Below are 22,383 nucleotides of genomic sequence, written 5' to 3' on the forward strand. Positions count from 1 at the left end.
CGGTGGCGGGGGGGGGGCCGGGGGGGGGGGGGGGCGCCCGGGGGGGGGGGGGGCGGGGGGGGGGGGGGGGGGGGGGGGGCGGGGGGGGGGGCCCCGGGGGGGGGGCCCGCGGCCCCGGGGGACGCCGGGCCCCTGGCCCCAGGGAAGGCGGGGCCCATGGCCCCAGGGGATCTCGAGGCGCACGGGCGGGGACGGCCGCCGGGACGGATTGTGGATCTCGACCACCAGCACGGCCGCCTCGCCCCTGGGCACCGCGCCGGGGCTGACGCGCAGCGTCGCTCGCGGCCGGGGCCGGCGCGCCACCGCCAGCGCCGCGATCAGCAGCGCGGCGAACGCCGCCGCCGCCAGCGCGGCGAGCTCGGCATAGCGCAGGACGGCCGTCCCGGCCGCCAGCGCGACGGCCGTGGCGAGCAGTCCCAGGCCGAGCGGAGTGATCCGGGTGACGGCCTCCGGCTCCGTCACCGCGACCGGGGCGGCGGGAGCGGCCGGCGGGGCGTTCTCGTCGACGCCCACCGGCTACACGCCCACGAGGCGACGCGGCGCCGGAACCGCGCGCATGACCTCGCCGACCACGTCCTCGGCCGTCACGCGCTTCAGTTCGGTCTCCGGGCTGAGCACCAGCCGGTGCGCGAGCACCGGGCCGGCGAGCGCCTTCACGTCGTCCGGGGTGGCGAACTCTCGGCCGGCGGCCGCCGCGCGCACCTGCGCCGCGCGCAGCAGCGCGATGCTGCCGCGCGGGCTGGCGCCGAGCCTCAGCACGTCGGGGATCCGCCGGGTCGCGGCGACCAGGTCGACGATGTAGCGCCGCAGCGTCGGGGCCACGTGCACGGCCAGGGTGCGCTCGCTGTGCGCGACGACGTCCTCCGCCCGCATCACCGGCGTCAGGTCCTCGACCCCGCGGCTGACCTGGCAGGCCTCCAGGATCTCCAGCTCCGCCTCGGTCCCCGGGTAGCCGAGCCGCAGCCGCATCAGGAACCGGTCGACCTGCGCCTCCGGCAGGGCATAGGTGCCGTCCATGTCGACCGGGTTCTGCGTCGCGACGACCATGAAAGGCAGCGGCACCTGGTAACGGGTCCCGTCGACGGTGACCTGCCGCTCCTCCATCACCTCCAGCAGCGCGGACTGGGTCTTCGGGGACGCCCGATTGATTTCGTCCCCGATGACGAGGTTCGCGAATACCGGACCGGGCCGGAAGCCGAACTCGCCCAGCCGCTGGTTATAGACGGTCGTGCCGGTGATGTCGGACGGCAACAGATCCGGGGTGAACTGGATCCGATGGGAACTGGCGTTCACCGACGCGGCCAGGCTGCGCGCGAGCGTCGTCTTGCCCAGGCCGGGAACGTCTTCGACCAGCAGGTGCCCCTCGGCGAAAAGGCAGATGACGGCGAGTTCGATCGCCTCCCGCTTGCCGCGGATCACCCGCTCCACGTTCGCGACGACGTCGGCGAACGCGGTCGCGAACGTCTCCAGCTCGGTGCTCACCTCGCGCCGCCCAGGTCGCCGCCGTGAGGAGCGCCGCTCCCGCGCCGCCCCCGCCCGGCCTCGCCGCCCCTGATCGCCGCGGAGCGAGCGGGGAGGGGCGGCCTGGTCGGCGCCCCTCGGCCGGCGGGCGCGCGACAGGCCTCCTGTGTCGCGGGCCCGAGGGCCCCAGCGGGTCCGGCGATTGCCACGGCCAACTTCCTCCTCGTTGACACGCCGCCGGAGCTCGGCCCGTGGGGCGGCGCCGGCGCGCGTTCGGGGCCCGCCCGGCGTTCGCGGGCGGTCGAGCTTCCACAGGTCGGCGGACCGGGACCGCGGCACGGGGTCCGCGGCGGACCAGCGGTACGGGTCCGCGGTGAGGGCGGGCCGCGCCGTCCGAGGGGGACGACCCGGCGCGACCCGCCCGCGGGCGGCGGGGGGAGCCGCCCGGAACCGATCCGGTGTGCGCGGCCGTGTCTCCACGGCCCGAATCGGTTCGCTGACTAGGACGAGGAACTCTTCGGGTTCGTTGTCCTGGTTCGCGAGGAAGTTGGGGCCGGGCTCGTCCTGGGGTGAGGCCAGCACGAACCGAACACAAGTGATCACATCTGGTCCGGAGATGATCGCAACCCGTCAGGGTGGCTGCTCGTCACACGAGCCGTGACGCGCATACCGCCCAACAGGCCAACGCCGGCCGGCCCAGCCGAGCCGGCTGGACGGGCCGGCGCGGCGGGCCGGTCCGGGCCGACCGGGCCGACCGGCCCGGCCGGGCCGGGGGCCGCCGGCCGCGAGCCATGGGATCACCAGGGCGCGACGGCCGGTTCCGCGGACGGCGGCCCGGGCGCGACGGCCGCCCTCTCGGACGACGGTCCGGGCGGAACGAGCCGGACTCGCCGGGCGACGTCGATCGTCGCCGCGCTCGCGCTGGTCGCCGTCGCGGCGACGGCCGCGTTCGGTCGCGGCGCCCGCCCAGTGACCCTCGACCTGACCGACGGAGGCGGCTGGCTCACGAATGAGCCGCTCGGCCTGTTGTTCCACGTCAACGGCCCGTCGGGCCGGGCCGACGCGGCCATCACCTTGCCGGGGGCGGCGGGACACCCCCTGGTCGTGATCACCGACTTCGTCCGCCCACCGACGGCGCGTCCCGGCTCCACGACCCGCGACGCGGCGGCGACGGAAGCGCCGGCCGCGCCGACGGGACCAGGCGCCACGACCTACCCGCTCGGCTCCGCCGACCCGGCGGGAGCCCCGGGCGGCCCGGCTGCCTGGGGCGACGAGGCGCCGCTGCCGGAGGGGTGGTCCTCAGACGAGGCGGAGGCGGTGATCGTCGTCGACACGGTGACCGGCACGGTGCGGCGGATCGACCCCTCGCTGCTGGAGATCACGGCGACCGTCGCCTATCCGCCGGGAACGATGGTCACCGCCGCGCACGGCGCCGCCTACACCGTGAACGCCGCCTCCGGCCGGGTGAGCCGGCTCGACCCGCGCACGCTGGCCGAGCTCGGCTCGCCGGTCGCCTTCCCGCCCGGGCTCGGCGGCGCGGCCCAGACCCCGGACGGCACGCTGTGGGTGCCGGTTCCCAGCGCGGGCACGGTCGTGCCGGTCCGCTCCGGCTCCCCGGCCACCCCCGTGGCGAGCGCGCCGGCGGGCCACCAGGTCGAGGTGATCGTCGCCGCCGGTTCTCCGGTGGTCGTCGACCGGACCGCCGGGACGGTGGCACGCCTGGCCGCGGACCACGTGGAGGCCGCCATCGGGCTGCCGGTCGCCGCGGGCGGCGGCGCGGCGCTGCTGGTCCAGGCGCGGACCACGTCCTGCCAGCCAGCCTCCGGGAGCGTCGCCCGCCTGGCGGGCACCCCGGGCTCCCGGTCCGGCTTCGCCGATCCGCCAGGGACCCCGGGCGCCGCCGGCCGGGCAGGGTTCCCGGATCTGGTGGGAACCCCGTGCGACGTGCTCGCGCTCGTCGATCCCGCCAGCGGGCAGCTGCTGCTCGTCGACCTGGCCGCCGGCGAGGTGAGCGCGGTCGCCCTGCCGGCCGTCGGCGACACCGCCGTCGACATCGCCGCGCTCACCGGCGCGGGCTCCGCCCAGGGCGGCGCCACGGCCGGCACGCCGGGCTCGACGGGAGGCCCGGCCGCCGGCGGGCGCCGGCTCGGCGCGCCGGCGTGGCACGACGGCCACGTCTACCTGCCGGACTCGGACGCCGGGGTGGTCTGGGACTACGTCCCGGCCACGGGTCGGTTCGCCGCCCCGGTGCCGGTCGCGCCGGCCAACGGGCAGGCGAAGATCACCGCGCAGATCCAGGACGGCCGGCTCTGGATCAACGACGAGGCCGGCCCGAACGTCGTCCTGGTCGACGGCGGCGCCCCTCGGCCGATCCTCAAGTTCGGCTCGTCGCTGCCCGGAGGCACCCGCACGGGCACGCCCAGACCGCTGCCCCCCGGGCCGACACCCGGTGCCCAGCGGTCGGTCCCGGCCGGCGACGGCTCAGGCGGCGGGGGCGGGCCGGGCAACGGGCGGGGCCAGGTCTCGCCACCCGGCTGGGGCCGGCCCGGCGGCGGCCAGGACGGCGCGGGCGGCCAGGGCAACGGCGGCGGCCAGGGCAACGGCGGCGGCGGCGGGCACGGCGGCCAGCCCGGCGGGCCGAACGGCGGCCGGCCGGATCCCTCGCCCGGCCCGAGCCAGCCGCCGACGACCCGGCAGCCGGAGCCCCAGCCGACGGCGACCCGCACCGTGACGCCCCAGCCGGAGCCCACCGGTACCTCGGGGCCGGAGCCGACCGCCGATCCCGGCGAGCCGGCCGGCGGCGCCGCGTCATGACCCGGCCCAGCCCTCGGCGAGAGCGCCGAGCGGGGACGTTCGCCGAGGCCCAGTCATCATCCGGACATTCACGAGCCGACGGCGCGGTCCCGGCGTACCGTCGTCGTCTCCGTCGCCCGTCGCCAGACGGGCCGGGCACAGGTCGGAGGCCGTCATGACGAGACGTGGGTCGCGGACCACGACGTCCACACCGGGGGCTCGGGCCGTTCACGATGCCCACGAGCGGCGGCGGGCCGGCGCCACCCGTGCCCTCCTGCTCGCGTCCGCCCTGGTCGTCGGCGCCCTGGCGGGCTGCTCCGGCGGCGACTCGCCGGAGCCGGGATCCACCGGCGGCCCGGCGACCACTCCGGCCACGGCCGGGAACCCGGCCGCGACGCCGGGCACGAGCTCGAGCCCCGGCCCGGCGCGGGCCCCCGCCGCCCAGGCGCCGAACTGGCCGAGCGACCCGACCTCGCTGACGCGAACGATCCAGCCGACGCCCCGGCTGGTCGAGGTGCGCGCGGCGCACAACGAGGAGAACGGGCTGAGCTTCGACCGGGTGGTCCTCGAGTTCACCGGCGGCCTGCCCGGCTACTCGGCCCGCTACGTCGACGAGGTGGTCAGGCCGGGTGAGGGTTCGGCGCTGGCGCTGACGGGGCCGTCCGACTTCGAGATCGTGCTGTACCCGGCGGCCGCGCACGACGACGCCGGGCAGTCCACCCTGCGGGCCCCGGTCGCCGGTGGTGGCGGCCTGCCGACGATCCAGCAGATCATGCTGGCCGGTGACTTCGAGGGCTACATCCATCTCGGCATCGGGCTGGTGGGGAAGGCGGGTTACCGCGTTACCGAGCTGACCGGCCCCGACCGCCTCATCTTCGACTTCGCGGCCCGGCCCACCGGCGCGCCCTGACGGCGGCGCCGCCGGCCGCCGGGGCCGGCCGGAACTTACCCGGACGGGTCTCAGCCGCCCGGGACGGCGACCGGCGCGCGGGCATTCGGGAAAACGCATTACGTTCGTCGAGTGCATCTTGGCCTGGTAGCACTGGTTGTCGACGACTACGACCCCGCGATCGCGTTCTTCACCGATGTTCTCGGCTTCGAGCTGGCCGAGGACTCACCGGCGGTGACGAACGCCGGCCACACGAAGCGATGGGTGGTGGTCCGGCCGCCGGGAGCCGAGACCGGAATCCTGCTCGCCCGCGCGGACGGCGACCGGCAGGCGGCGGTGGTCGGCGCCCAGGCCGGCGGGCGGGTCGGCTTCTTCCTGCGGGTGGACGACTTCGAAGTGGCCTTCCAGCGGATGGTTGCCGCGAACGTCACATTCGTCGGCGAGCCACGCACCGAGCCCTACGGCCGGGTGGTCGTCTTCCTCGACATCGCCGGCAACCGCTGGGATCTCATCGGCCCGGCCTGAGCACCGCCCACACACATCAATGGGTCAACCAATCACAACCAACACCCTCCACTATTGGTTGGCGCCATCCACGGATAGCGCCGGCCGCGCACGCGGAGAGTCGCCTCCCTGTCAGTTCGGGAAAAACTCGACGCCCTTGGCCGTCCTCGCCCCGAACCGGTGGTATCGATGACAGGGAAGACGTCCGCGCGCCTGGTCGCGCGGAGGTCGACCGGAACCCGCCCCGAGGTCGCCACACGGCCTTGACGAGTCGGCTCCCAGCAAGCCGGGAGCCGGGCGCTGGCGCGGCCTCTGGCTCCTGGTCAGCGGTGACGGCGGGGAGGGTTCCAGCACCGGCCGGCGAGTCGGCGACCGAGTTTGTCATACGTGTCGGATATACGACAGGAGACAACCAGCTCGGGCCGCCATGCGTCCTGAAGGAGGGACGCGCTGCCGTCCGACCACTTCGACAAGGTGACCGGGGGCAACGTGAGCTCACGCGCAAAGGCGGGCACCGCGCCCGCCGCGATCAGGCGCGGCCTGTTCGCGCGCCGTGAGACCGGGCCCGAGCCCCGGCGGGACGACGCCGCGGCCACGGGCCGGGGTTCTGGCGGTTCGCCGGCGGTGCCCGCGGCGCGGGCCGCGTCCGTTCCGGGCAGTCCGCTGCGCCCGTCGGACCCCAGCGAGCTGGGCCGCTACCAGCTGCTGAGCCGCCTCGGCGAGGGCGGCATGGGCACCGTCTACCTCGGCCGGTCACCCACGGGCCGGTGGGTGGCCGTCAAGGTCGTGCGCCCGGAACTCGCCGACGACCCCGAGTACCGGGACCGCTTCCGGCGGGAGGCCGAGGTCGCGCGCCGGGTGTCGCGCTACTGCACCGCCGAGGTGCTCGACGCCGTCGACCCACCGGACGGGCCGCCCTACCTGGTCACCGAGTTCGTCGACGGCCCGTCGCTGGCCGAGACGGTGGCGACGCACGGCCCGCTCTCCTCCGCGGACGTGGAGCGGGTCGCCGTCAGCGTGGCCTCCGCGCTCACGGTGATCCACGCCGCCGGCCTGGTGCACCGCGACCTCAAGCCGTCGAACATCCTGCTCTCCCAGTTCGGCCCGCGCGTGATCGACTTCGGGGTGGCCTGGGCGCCCGACAGCGTGACCGTCACCCGCGACCTGGTCGTCGGGACGCCCGCCTTCATGGCTCCCGAGCAGGCGCGCGGCGAGCGGGTCACCGCGGCGGCCGACGTCTTCGCCTGGGGCGGACTGGTGATCTTCGCGGCCACCGGCCGGCGACCGTTCGGGAACGGCGCGGTTCCGGCTGTGCTGTTCCGCATCGTGAACTCCGACCCGGATCTGGACGGGGTCGACGAGGCGCTCGCCGGCGTGGTGCGCGACGCCATGCTCCGCGACCCGGCGCGGCGGCCGACCGCCACCGAGATCGTCCTGAGGCTGCAGGCGCTCAGCGCCACCCGGCCCACCCCGCCGCTCGTGATCCCGAGCGAGCCGAACGGCCAGGGGTCCCCGAACGGCCTCCTCCCCGCCTCCGGCGGCCCCGGCGCCTCCGCCGGCCTCGACGACGCCGATGTCACCGGCGAGGCCGACGTGACCGGCGCGGCCGGCGGCACCGACGAGGCCGGCACCGCGGACGAGGCCGTCCGCGCTGGCGAGGCCGGCGAGACCATGGTGTCCGCGCGGACGCCCGGCGCGCGGGTGGTCTCGGCGGATCCCGCGGGGCCGGAAGCCGTCGAGGACGGCACACCCGCCGAGGACGTCCGGGAGACCGCGGACGCGGTCCCGGCGCCGGCCGGCACCGGGACCGACGCCGCCCAGGAGCGAGCCCCGGCCGAGCCGTCGGCGGCCACCGTCGAGGACGGCGCGGCCGGCGGCACCGACACGCCCGATACATCAGACACGCCAGACACGCCCGGTACGCCCGACGCGCCTGGTAGGTCAGACGGCCCCGAGGCCGCGCGGGAGCCGATGGCCCCCGGCGACCACGCGGCCGAGGCGGGCGACGACGGGGCGGCCGCCCAGGCGGGGCCGCCCGTCGCCGACGAGGCCCACGCCGGTCGCGGCTCCGGCGAGCGCGAGGGCGGGCCCCGCCCGGAGGCGATCGAGCACCGGACGCTGGTACTGAAGGGGGCGGGAAGCCCGGCGCGGACCATGGAGACCGTCGCGCTGCCCAGCCCGGCGGCCCGGCCGGGCTTCTACTCCGAGCAGCCGACCACCTCGGCCGACCTGGTCGTCGTCCGGGGCGACGATTTGGTCTCCTCCCGGGACACCCCGGGCCGGCGCCACTGGCTCGCCGTGACCGGGCGGATTCCCTGGACGACCGTCGTCAGCGTGTTCAGCGTGCTGGTCGCCCTGTCGGCGGTGACCGTCGCCGCCGTGGCGGCGCTCGGCGGCTCCCCGAGCCGGCCCGCCAGCACCGTCAGCGCGCTCGTGGAGCTGACCGTTCCCGCCGACCTGGTGGGGCTCACGTCCAAGGAGGCGGAGGCGCGGCTGCGCGCGCTCGGCTTCAGCCACGTGCGGCTCGAGATGACCCCGAACCTCAAGGAGAAGGGCACGGTCCTCGCGGTCCGGCCGGGCGGCGACAGCCGGATCGACTCGACGGACACGGTCACGCTCGTCGTGTCCGCCGGCATGGAGTCGGTCCGGGTCCCGGAGGTCGTCGGGCTGACGGAGGCCGCGGCGCGCTCCACCCTGCAGGAGTACGGCCTGACCGTCCTGGTGAAGGCGACCACCGGCCCGGCGGTGGTCGGCCGCGGCCGGGTCTCGGCCGTGGATCCCACCGCCGGCGTCCAGGTGCCCGCCGGCTCGACCATCACGATCACCGTCGTCGTCGCGGGCGGCGGGAGGACGCTGGCGACCATGCCGAACGTCGTCGGCCGGCCGGCCGACGACGCGCAGGCGGCCGTGCGCGCGGCCGGGTTCACCGACGTGGCCCTCACCTACGCGACGAGCTCGGAGACCGCCGGCACGGTGACCGCGACCGACCCGCCCGCCGGCCGGTCGACGGCGAAGAACACGACCGTGACCCTGACCGTGTCGACCGGCCCCGGCAAGACGGCCGTCGCCGACGTCGTCGGCCAGCCCGAGGCGGACGCGCGGGCCGCACTGGAGAAGGCGGGGCTGGTGGTCGAGACCGTGTCCGACACCGGGCCGACCACCGTCGGGCCGGGGCTCGTGCGCAGCGTCGACCCGGTGCCCGGTACCGAGCTGACGGTGAACAGCAAGGTGACGATCACCGTGGTCAGCCTCCAGGTGTCGGTGCCGAACACGGTCGGCGGCCAGCGCGCCCAGGCCGAGCGGACGCTCAAGTCCTACGGTCTCGTGGTCTCCGTGCGCCAGCAGGCGAGCAGCCAGCCCGCGGGCACGGTGCTCGCGCAGAACCCGCCGTCCGGCATGGTCCGGCGCGGGACGACCGTCACGATCACCGTCGCCGTGGCGCAGAACCCGCCGGACGGCGGCGGCTCCCCCGGCCCGGGCACCACACCGACCACGACGACCCCTCCGCCACCGGTCTCCACCACGCCCGCGACGGGGTCCTGAGGGCGCTCAGGTTCTGAGGGGCCCGGGTCCTGAGGGGGGCTCGGGCCGGGTGGCCGGGCGGAGGTCGCCCGTCGCCCGCGAGGAGCCGGGACGGCCGGCCGGACGCGCGTCGTCGCGGCGACGCGGCGGGCCTGGGCGCGGCCGGGGTCCCCTGACTGAGCCTGCTCGCTGGCCGTGCCTGCGCGGGCAGTACCTTCCCCACGGACAGTGCCGGCCCGGTGGGCATCTTCCCCTGCCCGCCGGCCAGCCGTCCGTCAGCGGTGATCGACGGGGACGGGCGGCGCGGGCCGATGATGATTTCCCGGGGCGGCCGGCATCGGCGATCCGGGCAGAAGTGTCGGACCACACCGGTAGCATTGCGACGCATTCAACTTCTGAATGTGACCAGCCGGGCGTGGGACGGCTCCTGCCGCTCGCGCGGCCCGGACGGAGATCCCAGATCTTCCCATATCGACCAAATAGTTGCGAAATGTACACGGAGGTTCTAATCTGACGCTCGGTCAAGAGGATGGTGTCAAGGCCTGGCTCGCCGTCCGGCAACCTTCGCGCAAGGTGCCCCAGGAACGACCTGATCGCCGCCAGTGACAGCTGACGGCGATAACGCGGATCTCCCGGGCCGGCCTGGTCACGGGGGTCCACCGAGGCCCCCGGAGGTTCACGTGCCGACGCCCGCGAATCCCAGCCGTACCGAGCTGCTGGCCATTCTTGGCGCCACGCCGGGAGCTTCGGCCACGGCGGCCTGCCGCTCCTATCTCGAACATCGTCGAAAGCTGCTGGCCGCCGACCCCGACCCGCGCCGGGCGGAGGTGCGCCGGCTCGACGAGGCGTTCGGCCGGCTGCGCGCGGCCGACGGCGTCGCGAGGCGTCTCGCCGACTACCAGCGGGCACGGGTCCGGATCGGCGTCGGGGCCGCGACCGTGACGGTCAGCCCGGCCGAGCCCGGCACCACCGCCGGCGACTTCCCGTTCCCCGGCGTCGACCGGGTGCACGTCCTGACCGCGTTCAATCCCCGTTCCCGGCGGCTGCGCCCGCATGAGAACGCCGGCCGGCAGCGGTCGCTGGCCGGCCAGGTCGCCGCGACCGGCCTGCCGTCCTGGCCCGCCGTCGGCGGCGCCGGCGGGCACGCGGAGCCGGGCATCGCCGTCGCCGGCCTCAGCAGGGCCCGCGCGCGCGCCCTTGGCGCCGAGTTCGAACAGGACGCGATCTTCGAGTGGACGCGGACGGCGTGGTCGCTCGTGCCCTGCGACGAGCTGGTCGAGCCGCGCGAGCTCGGCTGGGAGAGCGTCCGCGTCGAGACCGCGCTACCCGACCCGCTCCGGGCGCCGGCCACCGCGGCCCAGGCGGACCGGACCCGGGCGGAGGCCGAGGAGGAGGCCGCGATCGCCCGGGCGCGGGCGCGCGCGGCGGAGCCGGCCAACGCCGAGGCCGCGGCGCCGGGCGAACCGCCGCCGGTCCCGGAGCCGGGCCAGGCGGCCGGAACCACTCCGGAGCCCGGGCCGGCGCCCACCGGGCTGGCGGGCGAGATCGCCCCGGCCCCACGTGACCTCCCGGCCTCGCGGGGCGGCGCCGGTGAGTGACGCGCTGGCCTTCAACACGGGCCTGCCGCTCGCCGCCGAGCTACGCGCGCACGTCCTGCGCCGGCTGGGCGCGGAGGACGACTGGGTCGGCCGTGGTCCCGACGGGACGGGGCTGACCTGGCGGCACAGCGAGCTGGCGACCTTCCTGGAGCTGCTGGCGGTGCCGCGCGGAGCCTCCTCGGTCGCCGTCCTACGGGTGACGACACCGGTCTCGACGATCGGGGACCCGGCCCGGGCCGCCGCGCTGTGCGAACGGCTGAACGACGCCTGCACGCTGAACCGCTGGATGGCCGGCCCCTGGCCAGCCATCCCCGACCCCGTCGACCTGGACGACGATCCAGACGACGACGAGGCGCAGGACAGCTCGGGATGGGACATGCGCCTGCCCGGTCAGACCGGCCCCGTCGACCCACCGGCGCCCGCCGGCGTGGCGGACGCCGGGGGCGCCTCGAACGTCGAGGACCTGGCAGCCCCGGCCGCCGGCGAGCCGGTCCCGTCACCGGACGAGCCGGACGAGCCGGACGGGCCGGCGAGCGGGCAGGACGCCCAGGAGGCCGAACCGGACGGCACCGCCGTCGAGCCGGGCGTGCTGTATCTGTCCTGCTCGTTCGTCGTCGGCCGACGCGATCAGCCGCGGGAGTACGACGAGGAGGACGACGAGGACGAGGACGGCGACACCGGGGACGACGCACCGGACACGACGGGGCTCGCCCAGCTCGCGGTCGCCACGGTCGGGGCGCAGATCGCGACGGCCGTCGGCGCGCTGGCCGCCGGCCTGCACGACGAGGTGGCCGGGGTGCCGTACCTGGTCCGCGGCGACGACGGCGCCGTCCGGCCGAGCCGGCACCGCGTCGTCCACTACCTCGACGCGCTGCACGCGGGCGCCGAGACGGACAACACCCCGCTGTGGCGCGGGCTGCTGACGGCGTTCGACGAGCTGCGCTACGACCAGGAGGCCGACGGCGGGCCGGTGTGGGGCGCCGGCGACGGGCGTGGCTTCCGGTGTGAGGTCCCGTTCGGCTGGGGCCCGTTCCCCCCGGGGCCGGACGACCGGCCCGTCGACGTCGTCGCGGCCCGCGAGCCGGCGGGCCAGGGGGCCCTGACCAGCCTCGTGCAGGCCAGCCGGCACGACCCGCATCCGGAGGCCGGCGAGGGCCTGTACCTCACCATGCGCGCGCCGGTGATCGTCCCGGGGTCCGCGTCCGACCGGCGAAGGCGGGCCGACGGCTCCGCGGGCGACGACGTCGCCCACCTGCTGGCGGCGCTCAACGGCCAGGACGCGCAGGACCCGGGCGCCGGGCACGGCATCGGCGCCTGGGTCCTGCGCGACGACGCTCCCACCTGGGTGGTGTTCCTGCCGAACGCGATGGCCTCGGGCCACCCGGCGACGACGGTGGCGGTGCTGCGCGAGGTGCTGCTCGCCGCCGCCGGGGCGTCGCTGCTCGCCCGCCGGGTGCTGCTCGCGGACGAGGAGCTGACGGCGCTCGACCGGCGCCCGGTCGGCCCGGCCTCGCTGCGGCCGGCCGGCCTGGCGTTCGCCGCCGACACCACCAGCGGCGACGAGCCGGCCCTGACGCTGGACACGCTCTACGCCGGGCTGGTCGGCCCGGACGTGGAGTGGTCCGTGCTCGGGGACGCCGGCTTCGACTGGTGGCCGCACCGCGGGCGCCAGCGTGTCCGGGTGACGCCGCGCCCCGTCCCCGACGGGCGCCGGGCCGGCTCGCTGCGCGTCTCGACCGAGGTCGCCAGCGGCGCGCGGGCGACGCCGGAGGTGCTGCGGCTGCTCGCGCGGCGCAACGCGGCCGACGGCTGCTCCACCCTGGTGCTCGACCCCGGGTCCGGGACCGTGGAGACGGTCGCGCGGTTCCACGTCGGGCCGACGCCGTGGACGCCCGATCGAACCTGGGCGCGGCTCGCGGCGATCTACCAGCTCGTCCGCGCCGAGCAGGCGGCGGCGGAGCTCACCGGCCTCGGCGGCCCCAGCCGTGGGGCCGTCGCCGCGGCCTCCGCGCACCCGGTCAGTGGCCCGCGGCCCAGCCGGGACGTCCTGTTCGAGGCGCTGCCCGACATCCGCGCCGGGGCGCGAGAAACCACGGGCGAGGGCGACTGGCCGCGCCCGCTCGTGCCGCCGCTCGCGCTGACCGCGCTGATGGCGCCGCCGCATCGGGTCACCGGCCACCGCCCCGGACGCGCGCTCACCGCCGAGTGGTGGACCCGCTCCTTCGACCCGTCCGGGGTGGCCGCGCGCTGCCGCGCCGAGCTGGACAGCTTCGACCACCCGGACCTGGGGCCGGGAACGCGGGTACGGACCTGTCTCGACTACCTGCCCGGCGACGTCGACGAGCGCGCCGCCTGGTGCAACGACCGCAACCGCGCGCTGCTGGCCGACGCGGCGGCCGACGACCTGACCGTCGTGGGCGGCTGGGGCCTCGACGACACCGACACGCCCTGCCTGACCACCTGGTTCTTCCCGGAGACGCTGCTGGGCGACCATCCCGACGAGGTCGCCAGCGCGCTCGCCCGGCTGCTGCGCCACCAGCAGTGGATCGTGTTCGTGAGCCTGGCCGACTCGCCGGTCACCCCCGTGACGGACGCGCGCACGGCCGCGGAGCTCGCCGCCGGCCTGCCGTCGATGTTCGGCGCGCTGCGCTCCGTGCTCGACTACCCGGCCGGCCTGTCTCTCACCGCCCGCGCGCCCGGCACAGCCCACGACTTCGTGGACACCGCCCACGGCTCGGCCGCCACCGCCGACGGTTCCGCCGCCACCGGCGAGGGCGGGGCCGGCGCGGGGGCCGGCGGCGGCCAGACCGCCGACCAGGGCACGGTCGTGGTCGAGCTGGCGCGCCCGTACACCCCGCCGGCGCATGAGGAGCTGATGAGCTGGCCGCGGCTGGCCCAGCCGACCAGCGAGCCGGGCCGGCCCCGCCTGCTCACCCGCCTCGAGCTGCCCCTCGACGGCCTGCGTGGCCCGCTCGCGCTGCTGCTCGCCACCCTGACGGCCGGGAGCCGCACGTGGCTGCCCGACCTGGGCGGGTACGCCGAGCCGGGCGTGGGCGGCCAGCGCCCGCTGACCGTTCCCGGGCGCCTCGGGAACTCGTTCCGGGACGCGCACGTCCGCGACGCGCTCGGCCGGCTCCTGTTCGACGGCCAGATCGCGGACGACGGGGCCGGCACCGGCTTCCTCGTCCTGGCCGAGCCGGAGCCGCCCGCCGGGCCCGACGCCGTCCCCGCCGGGACGCTCCCCGAGAGCCGACCGGACGCCGGCCAGGCATCCGAGGCCCAGGCCGGGTCCCCGGAGGCCGGCACGGCCGGGTTCACGCTCGCCGACGAGCTCGGACTGGCCAGCCACGGGCCGCGCACCGTCGCCCGGCTGGCCCCGCCGTACCCCGGCGACCACCCGTTCTATGGCTCAGGCGTGCTGGTTCTCGACACCCACCTCGACCCGGGCCTCACCCGGCCAGGCGGTCTCGACCCGTTGGGCGGTGGCGGTTCACGGCCGGACGCCCACCAGTCCGACGACGCCGAGCTGGCCACCGCCCTCACCCTGATCGCGGGGTCGGCCCCCCAGCCCACCTGCGGGGCCTGGATCGCGCACGAGCAGACCGGCACCCTCACCTACCGGATCTGCCTGCCGCCCTCCTGCCTGCTCTGGCCGGCGCCGGAGGCGGTCGGGTCGGTCCTGCACGCGGCCTGGCACGTCGCCATCGCCCAGGTCCGCGCCGCCGCCCGCCTGCTCACCGGCACCGCGCCCCAGCCGTCCGCGGGCGGGCCGGCGAACTGAGCGCACTGGGCGTCGACGCCCACCGGCCTCCTCGGCCAGCGCACGTGCGGCTATCCAACAGTGAGCACGTGCGGCTATCCAACAGTGAGCACGTGCGGCTATCCGGCCGCGAGGAGGAGCGCCCCGGCGATGGGGCCGCCGCCCACGCCGACGGCGGCGACCTGGTGGCGGGCGACCTGGCGTTCGCCGGCCTGGCCGCGCAGTTGCAGGCAGGCCTCGTGGACGATCCAGTAGCCGTGCATCCGGCCCGCGGAGAGCTGACCGCCGTACGTGTTGATCGGGAAGGAGCCTTCCAGCGCGATCCGGCCCGGGTCGGCCACGAACGGGCCGGACTCGCCGTCGCCGCAGAACCCGAAGGCCTCCAGCCAGGCGAGCGTGAGGAACGTGAACCCGTCGTAGAGCTCGGCGAAGTCGACGTCGCTCGGCCGCAGCGCGGTGCGTGACCACATCTCGGCCGCGGCGTCGGCCGAGGCCATCTTCGGGTAGTCAGGCCGGAAGTACCAGCCGCCGGGGCCGGTGGAGCCTCCCATCGCCTCGATCCGGACGGGGTGCTCGCAGGCCGACGCGTGATCGGCTGCCGACACCACCAGCGCCACCGAGCCGTCGATCGGGACGTCGCAGTCCAGCAGCCCGAACGGATCGGACACCGGCCGGGCGGACAGGTAGTCGTCCAACGTGATCGGGCTCCGGTAGACGGCCAAGGGGTTCAGTCCGGCGTTGCGCCTGCTGTTGATGGCCAGGGCGCCGAGCTGCTCCTTCGTGGTGCCGTACTGGTACATGTGCCGGCGGCAGTGCAGCGCCAGCCAGTTCGCGGCGGAGTAGGCACGATGGGTCATGAGCTGGGCCAGGCCGCCCGCCTGGCCGTCCCGGGCCGGGTAGGCCCGGGTCGACGAGGTCCGCGCCGCGGGAGCCTCGTCCGCGGTCGCTCCGCTCAGGTGGTTGGCGTCGCCCCCCGGCAGGACGACGCCGCCCAGCATCTGGACCGTGCGGTAGACCAGCACGTGCCGCGCCTGGCCGGCGGCGACCGCCCGCACGGCCGCCATGACCGGCGCCAGCAGCGCGCCCGCCTCGAACCCGCCGCCTAGATAGGCCGGCGCCAGTCCCAGCGCGGCGCACGCGTCCCGCGGAGGTGTCTCCCCCAGGGTCGCGACGCCGTCGATGTCGGCGGGATCCAGGCCAGCGTCCGCGATCGCCCGCCGGGAGGCCTCCACCGTGAGTTCCAGGCCCGGGATGCCGGTTCGTCGACCGATCCGCGAGATCCCGATCCCCGAGATGATCGCGCGGCTCTCCGGCAGTTCGGTCATGCGGCGACGCTATGCCCGAGACACGGCACCGTCACGCGATCGAGGGTGGAATGGGCGACCACCGAAGCCGCTTGCCGCCAAGGCCGCCCTGCCGTCAGCCAAAGCCGCCTTGCCGCCCAGAGGTGCGCGAGGCCGCCCAGAGGTGCGCGAGCCCGGCCAGCCGCCATACGGTCGAGGGCGCCCCGCCACCCATCCCCATCGCGCCCGGAGGCCACATGACGACGCCGGCGGTCAACGCGGGCAGCCAGCTCCTGGTCCACCGGTGCGTGGACTGCCGGCGCTGGGTCTACCCGGAGGCCGAACGCTGCCCGGTCTGCGCCGGGCCGCTGGCGGCCGAGCCCGTCAGCGGGGAAGGCACGGTCTTCACCTACACCGTGAACCACCACGCGTTCCAGCCGGCCATCCCGGTGCCCTATGTCATCGCCATCGTCGAGCTCGCCGAGCAGACGGATCTGCGGATGGCCACGAACATCGTGGGCTGCCCGCCGGACGAGGTCGCCGTCGGCATGCCGGTCCGCGTCGCCTTCGAACAGCGCGGCGACATGCTCGTGCCGGTTTTCGAAAGGGCCTGACGAGACGGACCGCGGCCGCGCCGGTCGGCGTGGGAGCCTTTCGTAAGAAAGCGCCCTTTTAACGAGAAATGAGCCATCCGGGTCGGCAGAGCGGGCGGGTACTCGGAGTTCGCCGGTCACGGACGAGCCGGGGAGTTCGCCGGTCACGGACGAGCCGGAACACCGTCGGCCGCGGCCTCAGGCTCTGACGACGTGGCGGGCGATGTCGTCGACATGTCGTTCGATCCGCCGCAGGGTCGACAGGATCTGCGCGGGCAGGTCCGGCTGGGCGCGGGAATCTGGCTGGCCGCGGCTCGGCCGCCGCGTTCTGGTGTCCGCGGGCGTCCGACGAGCGGCGTCCTCTCCCGGGGGCCGCTTGGCCGCGAGGTCGGCGTCGGCGTCGGCCGCCGTCGGCGACGGCCCGCTCCCGGCAGCGCCGGCGGGAGCCGAAGCGCCGCCCGGCTCCGGGTGGCGGGCGCCGAGCAGCACTCTGACCAGGTGGTCCTCGGCCCAGCCAAGCGCGCGGGACACGGCGAACAACGTCGAGTTCTGCACCCGCCGCGCGCCGTTGCCGCGCTGCAGGACCCGCAACGTCGCCACCGACACGCCGGCCGCCAGCGCGAGCTCCGCCTGGCTGAGGCGGCGGGCCGTCATCCGCTCGTTGAGCGCGGCGGCGACGGCGGGCCAGTCCTCGCGCACCGCGTGAAGGTGCCGCTCCCCGTCTTTTGTCATAAAGCAAACAATACCGTGCACAACGGGCCGCTGATCAGCGGGTTCTCCGAAGAGTACGCGCGCCGGCACCCACCGCCGCCAGGCCGCCGCGCCGCCCGGCGAGCCGGCCGGCGCGGCCGGCCCGCCAGGCCTGCCGGCTCGCCGGCCGCGCCAGGACCCAGCCGGGCCAACGCCGACCGGAGCCAGCGGAGGCAGGACGCGGCAGAGGTCGCCGAGGTCGCGCAGGTGGCGGGTGGCGGGAGGCGGGAGACCACGCGGCCGGGTCAGGACGCCGCGCCGTCACCGGTCAGGACGGTCTCGCGGGCGGTGGCGGCGGCCGGGTAGCCGAGCCGGGCGAACCGGCGCTGGTAGGAGGGGCTCCAGATGAGCCTGAACAGGATGCGCGGGACGAACGGCACCGTCGCCAGCGCGTCGGCCCGCAGCTTGGGGTCGGCGGCGCTCGCCAGCCAGCCGTACAGCACCGGGATGTCGCGGCGGCTGATTCCCTGCTGCACTTCCTCGTCGATCCGCGCGAACTCCTCGGGCGTGAAGTGCTCCATGATCAGCGGGAAGCCGATCGCTTCCTCCTCGTCGAGGTGCGCGCCGATGAGGGTCTGCAGCTCGGCCAGAATGCCGGCCCGCTCGGGAAGGGTGATGCTGGTGTCGCCGGCGAGGCGCAACAGGGGGTCGATCTCGGCGTGCTGCGCCTCGAGCCGGTCCAGCCCGGCGACGGAACGCGGCGCCCGCGCCCGCAGCGCCGGCCAGAAATGCGTGTCCTCGGCGGTGTGGTGGTGGTGCAGGATGTTCAGCGTGAGGGCGATCTGGTCCTCGATGAGCGCGGCGTGCGCGACATCCCGGGGCGCCCGCGCCACGGCGGCCAGCCGGCCGTATTCGACACGCATGCCGTTGTGAAGGAGCCGGATCGGCAGCAGGTCCTTGGCCGTCAGCATGGTGCCCGTCCCATTCTTTAGATCGGTTTCCTGTTCACCTCCCGGGGGCGGGGGGGGCGCCGGGGCGCCGGCCCCGCCCGCGGGGGGGGGGCGGCGGGGCCCCGCCCTATTTTTTCGTGTGGCTGCTGCGCCCCGCGCGGGGGGGCCCGGGCGGGGGGCCGGCGGGCCCCCGGGAGGGGGGTGCTCGAAGCATCACCGGCGCGGGACCCGCCGTACTGCCTCTGTCGCCCGCGGGACCGCCTTCGCGAGCCGATTGACGTGCTAACACCACCGGCCCCGGGAGGTGCCTGGTGTGCCGCCGCGGGGGCGCGCTCCGGGCCGCCCCGCGCCCGGCCTCGCGGTCGCCCCGAGCCCACGCCCACCGGCCGGGCGCTCCGGGACAGAAGTGACGCGGCGGGCGGTAAAAGTCCGTAGGCGCGGAATAAGACCCGAGGTGCGGGATACCGAGTCCACTACGGCCGGTGGCAGCCAGGTCGTAGCCGTCGTAGCTACTGTGCGTTGATGGTCCGCCTCGACCGGCCCACCCGGGCCGCCCCGGCCGACCGGTGGCTGATCGCGTCGATCCTGACGCTGGTCACCGCCGGGCTGCTGTTCGCCGGGCTCGCCTGGGACACGGCGACGGGCACGGGCGTCGTCCGCGCCGACGTCCGGCTGTCGCGCGACGTCATCGGCCTGCGCGCCGGCTGGCTGACGCCGCTCGTCCACGTCGTCACCAACCTGGGCTACGGCCTGGTCGTCTATGCCGTCCTCGTCGCCCTCGGGCTCGCCGTGTGGCGGCGGACCGGGCGCTGGGCGCCGCTCGCCGGCGCCGCCGCGCTGCTCGCCGCCGGCCAGCTGGCACGTCTGGCGATCAACCGCGCGGTCGCCCGGCCCCGGCCCCCGTCGGTGAGCTGGCTCACCGAGCCCTTCGGGTTCTCCTACCCGTCGGGGCACACCGTGACGGCGACGATCGGGTACGGGCTCGCCGCCGGCCTGCTTCTGCGGCTGGTGCCCCCCACCCGCCGCGCGGTCGCGGTCATCGTCGCGTCGGCGGCCGTGCTCGCGGTCGGGGTGGGGGTTTCCCGGGTCTACCTCGGGGTCCACTGGCCCAGCGACGTCCTCGGCGGCTGGGCCTTCGGGCTGTTCTGGCTGGCGCTGGCCGCGACCGTCGGCCGGCTGCGCCGGCGCGCCCGCCCGCCGGCCGCCGAGGATCTTCCACCGGACCGCGGCGGCCGCCGCCGGGCACGTGCCGCACTATCGCCGACCAGGCGGGTAGGGGGTTCAGGTCTGGACGAACAGAGGAGGCCGCAGTGACTGCCCTAGTGACCGCGGATATGGACGTCGGACGGCTCTTCGCGACCACCGGCCCGTTCGCGACCCTCTATCTGGGTTTGACGGATCAGCTCGCCGAGATCGAGCCGCGGCGGGCGCTTCGGTGGCGCCGGCTGCGTGACCAGCTGGACGCGGCGGGAGCCGCGCCCGCGGATCTGTGCGCCCTGGACGACGCGGTGATCGCGGTGGGACCAGAGAACACCGCCTTCGCGGCGTTCGCCGCCGACGGCCGGGTCGTCTGGTCACGGCGGCTGCCCTCGGATCTGGACGACCGGGCCGTCTGGGGACCGTTGCCCTGCGTGCTGCCGCTGCTCGCCTACGAGCAGAGCATCGTGCCCCACCTGGTGGTGCTCACCGACCGGACCGGCGCCGACCTGCGGGCGGACATCGATGGGGTACGCATCCTCGCCCAGGTCGAGGGCAGCGACGACGAGATCGAGCGCAACGCTCCCGGCGGATGGTCACAGCGGCGTTTCCAAGACCGCGCCGAGGACTCCTGGGCGCACAACGCCGGCAAGGTCGCCGAGGCGGTGACCGCGCTGACGGAGCAGGTGAACGCCGCGCTGGTCGCCGTCGCGGGCGACGTGCGGGCCGTCCAGCTCCTGCGCGAGCAGCTGCCGGCCCGGGTCGCGCCGCTGGTGCGCCAGCTCGACCACGGCGCGCGGCATCCCAGCCGCGGTGACCGGCTGCGCGACCAGGAGATCCACGACCTGGTCGACGCCGAGGCCAGGACCAGCGGCGACGCGCTGCTCGCCCGCTTCGTCGAGGACCGCGCTCACGGCCTGGCGGCCGACGGCGCCCGCGCGACCGTCGAGGCGCTCACCCGGTCGGCGGCCCAGACGCTGCTCGTCGTCGACGATCCCGGTGACGATCGGGTGGCGTGGTTCGGCCCCGAGGCCGCCCACCTCGCCACCGATCCGGGAACGCTCGCCGGCCTGGTCACCTCGCCGACCGCGGGCAGGCTCGCCGACGTGGCCGCGCGCGCCGCCCTGGGCACCGGCGCCGGCGTCCACGTCCTCCCGCCGGGGGCGGCGAACGGGCCGGCGGAGGGTCTCGGAGCGCTGCTGCGCTACCCGGCGGCGAGCGGGTAGCGCCCCGGGAGCCGGCCGGCGGCGAGCGGCGTCCCGGCCGGAGCGCGGACTGAGGCGACGGCACGAGGAGGTGGGTGGCGTGACCTTCCAGAACGGGGCGGATCTGGGCCGGCGGCCCGTGCGTGGCCCGGCCGTCCCGGTGGAGATCCAGGCCGGGCCGGCGCGCCTGCCCGGCGAGCTCACCGTGCCCGACGGCGCCGGTGGCCTGGTCGTGTTCGCGCACGGCAGTGGCAGCAGCCGGCTGAGCCCGCGTAACCGCGCCGTCGCCGACGAGCTCACGGACGCGGGGCTGGGCACGTTGTTGTTCGACCTGCTCACCCCGGACGAGGAGACCGACCGCGCGAAGGTGTTCGACGTCGGCCTGCTCGCCCGCCGGCTCCTCGAGGTCACCGACTGGCTGCGCGACGAGCGTGTCGCGCGGCTCCCCGTCGGCTACTTCGGCGCCAGCACCGGGGCCGCGGCCGCGCTGTGGGCCGCGGCGGAGCCCGGCGCCCGGGTCGGCGCCGTCGTCTCCCGCGGCGGCCGGCCCGACCTGGCCGCCGAGCGGCTGCCCGCGGTGCGCGCGCCGACGTTGCTCATCGTCGGTGGCGCCGACGACCTCGTCCTGGAGCTCAACCAGCGGGCCCGGGAGCTGCTGCGCGCCGAGAGCCGGGTCGCGGTCGTCCCGGGGGCCACCCATCTGTTCTCCGAGCCCGGCGCCCTGGCGGCCGTCGCGGGGCTGGCCCGCGACTGGTTCATCCGCCACCTCACGGCCACGGGACCGCCCTCCGGCGGCCGAGCCGTGGGCGCCTGACCGGCGTCGCCGGGCGCCGCGCCGGTGGCCCGCCCGGGCCCGCCGTCGGCCTCACTCTGGGAGCACACCTCGGCGACCCGGCCCGGCGGCCTCACCGCGCTCGCCGATCTCGGTCGCCTCCGGGTAGTCGCCGGCGACTTGCCACTGGGCACGATCTGACGATCCCCGCACGCCTCGTGTCCGCCAGGCCGGCCCGCCGCGGGAGCCGACGACAGCCAGCGGCCGGCCGGTCGCGGACCGACACGTTCTTCACCATTTCGATGGAATTTGCATTGTTATTTCTCGGTGGAGGATGTTGGCGCGCATTGGCCCAGCCGCCACCCTTGACGAACAACAAGCAGACCCTTTCCTCAACAGGAAACTTCCCCCGCCAGCCCGCCGACCAAGGTCGATAGCCTGCCCACGCAGCGGTTCTTCGAGGGGGGGAAATCCGAGGAGGAAAATGGTCGGCATCATCGGCGCGGGCTTCGGGCGGACCGGCACGCTCTCGCTCAAGACGGCACTCGAGCAGCTTGGTTTCGGCCCCTGCCACCACGGCTACGACCTGATGACCCAGCGGGAGGCCGTGCCCGAATGGCTGAGCGCGGCCGAGGGCGGGCCCGTCGACTGGGACGCCGTCTACGGCCAGTACAAGGCGACCGTCGACTGGCCGGGCGCGCGGTTCTGGCGGGAGCTCGCCGAATACTACCCAGATGCCCCGGTCATTCTCACGGTACGCGACCCGGGAGAGTGGTATGAAAGCGTGAGCAACACACTCCACCAGACGCGGCTACGAATTCCGGCGGAGCTGCCGCCCGAGGTCGCGCCACTCATCAGGATCCTCGACCTGGTTATCTGGGACGGCACCTTCGGCGGTCGGTTCGCGGACCGGGACCACGCCCTGCGGGTGTTCGCGGAGCACGACGCGGCGGTCCGGCGCGAGATCCCGGCCGACCGCCTGCTCGTGTTCGACGTCGCCCAGGGCTGGGAGCCGCTCTGCTCGTTCCTCGGGATTCCGGTCCCGGCGGATCCCTTCCCGCGCGCCAACGAGTCGGGCGGGTTCGAGGCCGAGCAGCGGGCCCGCCTCGCCGCCGCGTCCCTCCCGACCGGGTTCGGCCCCGCCCACTGACACCCAGGGCCGCCCC

At 76.0% G+C, this 22,383-nt stretch carries 14 protein-coding genes, 2 pseudogenes and 1 riboswitch; of the genes and pseudogenes, 11 read left to right on the top strand and 5 right to left on the bottom strand.

Going from position 1 to position 22,383, the window contains the following annotated elements:
• Together I6A81_RS44385 and I6A81_RS37315 are read right to left on the bottom strand one after the other, a co-directional pair.
• Positions 1 to 513: pseudogene (locus I6A81_RS44385) on the bottom strand (hypothetical protein); the annotation flags it as partial.
• Between the two features lie 3 nt (positions 514 to 516).
• Positions 517 to 1,482, bottom strand: a complete 966-nt coding sequence (locus I6A81_RS37315) for an AAA family ATPase (protein ID WP_203008360.1) — start codon at positions 1,480 to 1,482, stop codon at positions 517 to 519.
• Between the two features lie 636 nt (positions 1,483 to 2,118).
• Between I6A81_RS37315 and I6A81_RS37320 the strand changes: the two genes are divergently transcribed.
• The 6 genes from I6A81_RS37320 (at position 2,119) to I6A81_RS37350 (ending at position 14,548) form a co-directional block, all read left to right on the top strand.
• Complete coding sequence (locus I6A81_RS37320) at positions 2,119 to 4,275, top strand: hypothetical protein (RefSeq protein ID WP_203010454.1); 2,157 nt, start codon at positions 2,119 to 2,121, stop codon at positions 4,273 to 4,275.
• 154 nt (positions 4,276 to 4,429) lie between these two features.
• On the top strand, positions 4,430 to 5,164 hold the full coding sequence (locus tag I6A81_RS37325; protein ID WP_203005754.1) for an AMIN-like domain-containing (lipo)protein: 735 nt from the start codon (positions 4,430 to 4,432) through the stop codon (positions 5,162 to 5,164).
• A gap of 111 nt (positions 5,165 to 5,275) precedes the next feature.
• Positions 5,276 to 5,668, top strand: coding sequence for a VOC family protein (locus I6A81_RS37330; RefSeq protein ID WP_203005755.1), 393 nt, complete (start codon positions 5,276 to 5,278; stop codon positions 5,666 to 5,668).
• Positions 5,669 to 6,136: 468 nt separating this feature from the next.
• Entirely contained in the window at positions 6,137 to 9,190 is a 3,054-nt protein-coding gene (locus I6A81_RS37340) for a PASTA domain-containing protein (RefSeq protein WP_307875175.1), read from the top strand.
• Positions 9,191 to 9,688: 498 nt separating this feature from the next.
• Positions 9,689 to 9,799, top strand: a riboswitch (SAM riboswitch).
• A 50-nt stretch (positions 9,800 to 9,849) separates the two neighbouring features.
• Entirely contained in the window at positions 9,850 to 10,767 is a 918-nt protein-coding gene (locus I6A81_RS45910) for a DUF3293 domain-containing protein (protein WP_203005756.1), read from the top strand.
• On the top strand, positions 10,760 to 14,548 hold the full coding sequence (locus tag I6A81_RS37350) for a hypothetical protein (protein WP_203005757.1): 3,789 nt from the start codon (positions 10,760 to 10,762) through the stop codon (positions 14,546 to 14,548). The genes I6A81_RS45910 and I6A81_RS37350 overlap by 8 nt, the downstream gene beginning before the upstream one ends.
• 98 nt (positions 14,549 to 14,646) lie before the next feature.
• Here the strand turns inward: I6A81_RS37350 and I6A81_RS37355 are convergent, their stop codons facing one another.
• Positions 14,647 to 15,852 carry a thiolase family protein gene (locus I6A81_RS37355; RefSeq protein ID WP_203005758.1) on the bottom strand — a complete coding sequence of 402 codons (1,206 nt, stop codon included), beginning with the start codon at positions 15,850 to 15,852 and terminating at the stop codon, positions 14,647 to 14,649.
• A gap of 215 nt (positions 15,853 to 16,067) precedes the next feature.
• Between I6A81_RS37355 and I6A81_RS37360 the strand changes: the two genes are divergently transcribed.
• Positions 16,068 to 16,424: a Zn-ribbon domain-containing OB-fold protein gene (locus I6A81_RS37360; protein WP_203005759.1), complete on the top strand. Its 357-nt coding sequence runs from the start codon at positions 16,068 to 16,070 to the stop codon at positions 16,422 to 16,424.
• A gap of 177 nt (positions 16,425 to 16,601) precedes the next feature.
• On the opposite strand, the gene I6A81_RS46450 is transcribed toward I6A81_RS37360, so the two are convergent.
• Together I6A81_RS46450 and I6A81_RS37370 are read right to left on the bottom strand one after the other, a co-directional pair.
• Positions 16,602 to 17,135 (bottom strand): helix-turn-helix domain-containing protein, encoded by a 534-nt coding sequence (locus I6A81_RS46450; protein ID WP_203005760.1) that lies wholly within the window; start codon positions 17,133 to 17,135, stop codon positions 16,602 to 16,604.
• 263 nt (positions 17,136 to 17,398) lie between these two features.
• The gene (locus I6A81_RS37370; protein ID WP_203005761.1) at positions 17,399 to 18,064 is read right to left on the bottom strand and encodes a hemerythrin domain-containing protein; all 666 of its coding nucleotides are present in this window, start codon (positions 18,062 to 18,064) and stop codon (positions 17,399 to 17,401) included.
• Positions 18,065 to 18,565: 501 nt separating this feature from the next.
• Between I6A81_RS37370 and I6A81_RS37375 the strand changes: the two genes are divergently transcribed.
• The 4 genes and pseudogenes from I6A81_RS37375 (at position 18,566) to I6A81_RS37390 (ending at position 22,367) form a co-directional block, all read left to right on the top strand.
• Entirely contained in the window at positions 18,566 to 19,357 is a 792-nt protein-coding gene (locus tag I6A81_RS37375) for a phosphatase PAP2 family protein (RefSeq protein WP_203005762.1), read from the top strand.
• Positions 19,354 to 20,466, top strand: coding sequence for a baeRF2 domain-containing protein (locus tag I6A81_RS37380; RefSeq protein ID WP_307875176.1), 1,113 nt, complete (start codon positions 19,354 to 19,356; stop codon positions 20,464 to 20,466). Before I6A81_RS37375 ends, I6A81_RS37380 begins: the two co-directional genes overlap by 4 nt.
• A 130-nt stretch (positions 20,467 to 20,596) precedes the next feature.
• Positions 20,597 to 21,259, top strand: a pseudogene (locus tag I6A81_RS37385) (dienelactone hydrolase family protein); the annotation flags it as partial.
• A gap of 442 nt (positions 21,260 to 21,701) precedes the next feature.
• Positions 21,702 to 22,367: a sulfotransferase family protein gene (locus I6A81_RS37390; RefSeq protein ID WP_203005763.1), complete on the top strand. Its 666-nt coding sequence runs from the start codon at positions 21,702 to 21,704 to the stop codon at positions 22,365 to 22,367.
• Positions 22,368 to 22,383 lie beyond the last annotated feature (16 nt).

This window comes from Frankia nepalensis, assembly GCF_016786325.1.
In the GTDB taxonomy this organism is placed as follows: domain Bacteria; phylum Actinomycetota; class Actinomycetes; order Frankiales; family Frankiaceae; genus Pseudofrankia; species Pseudofrankia nepalensis.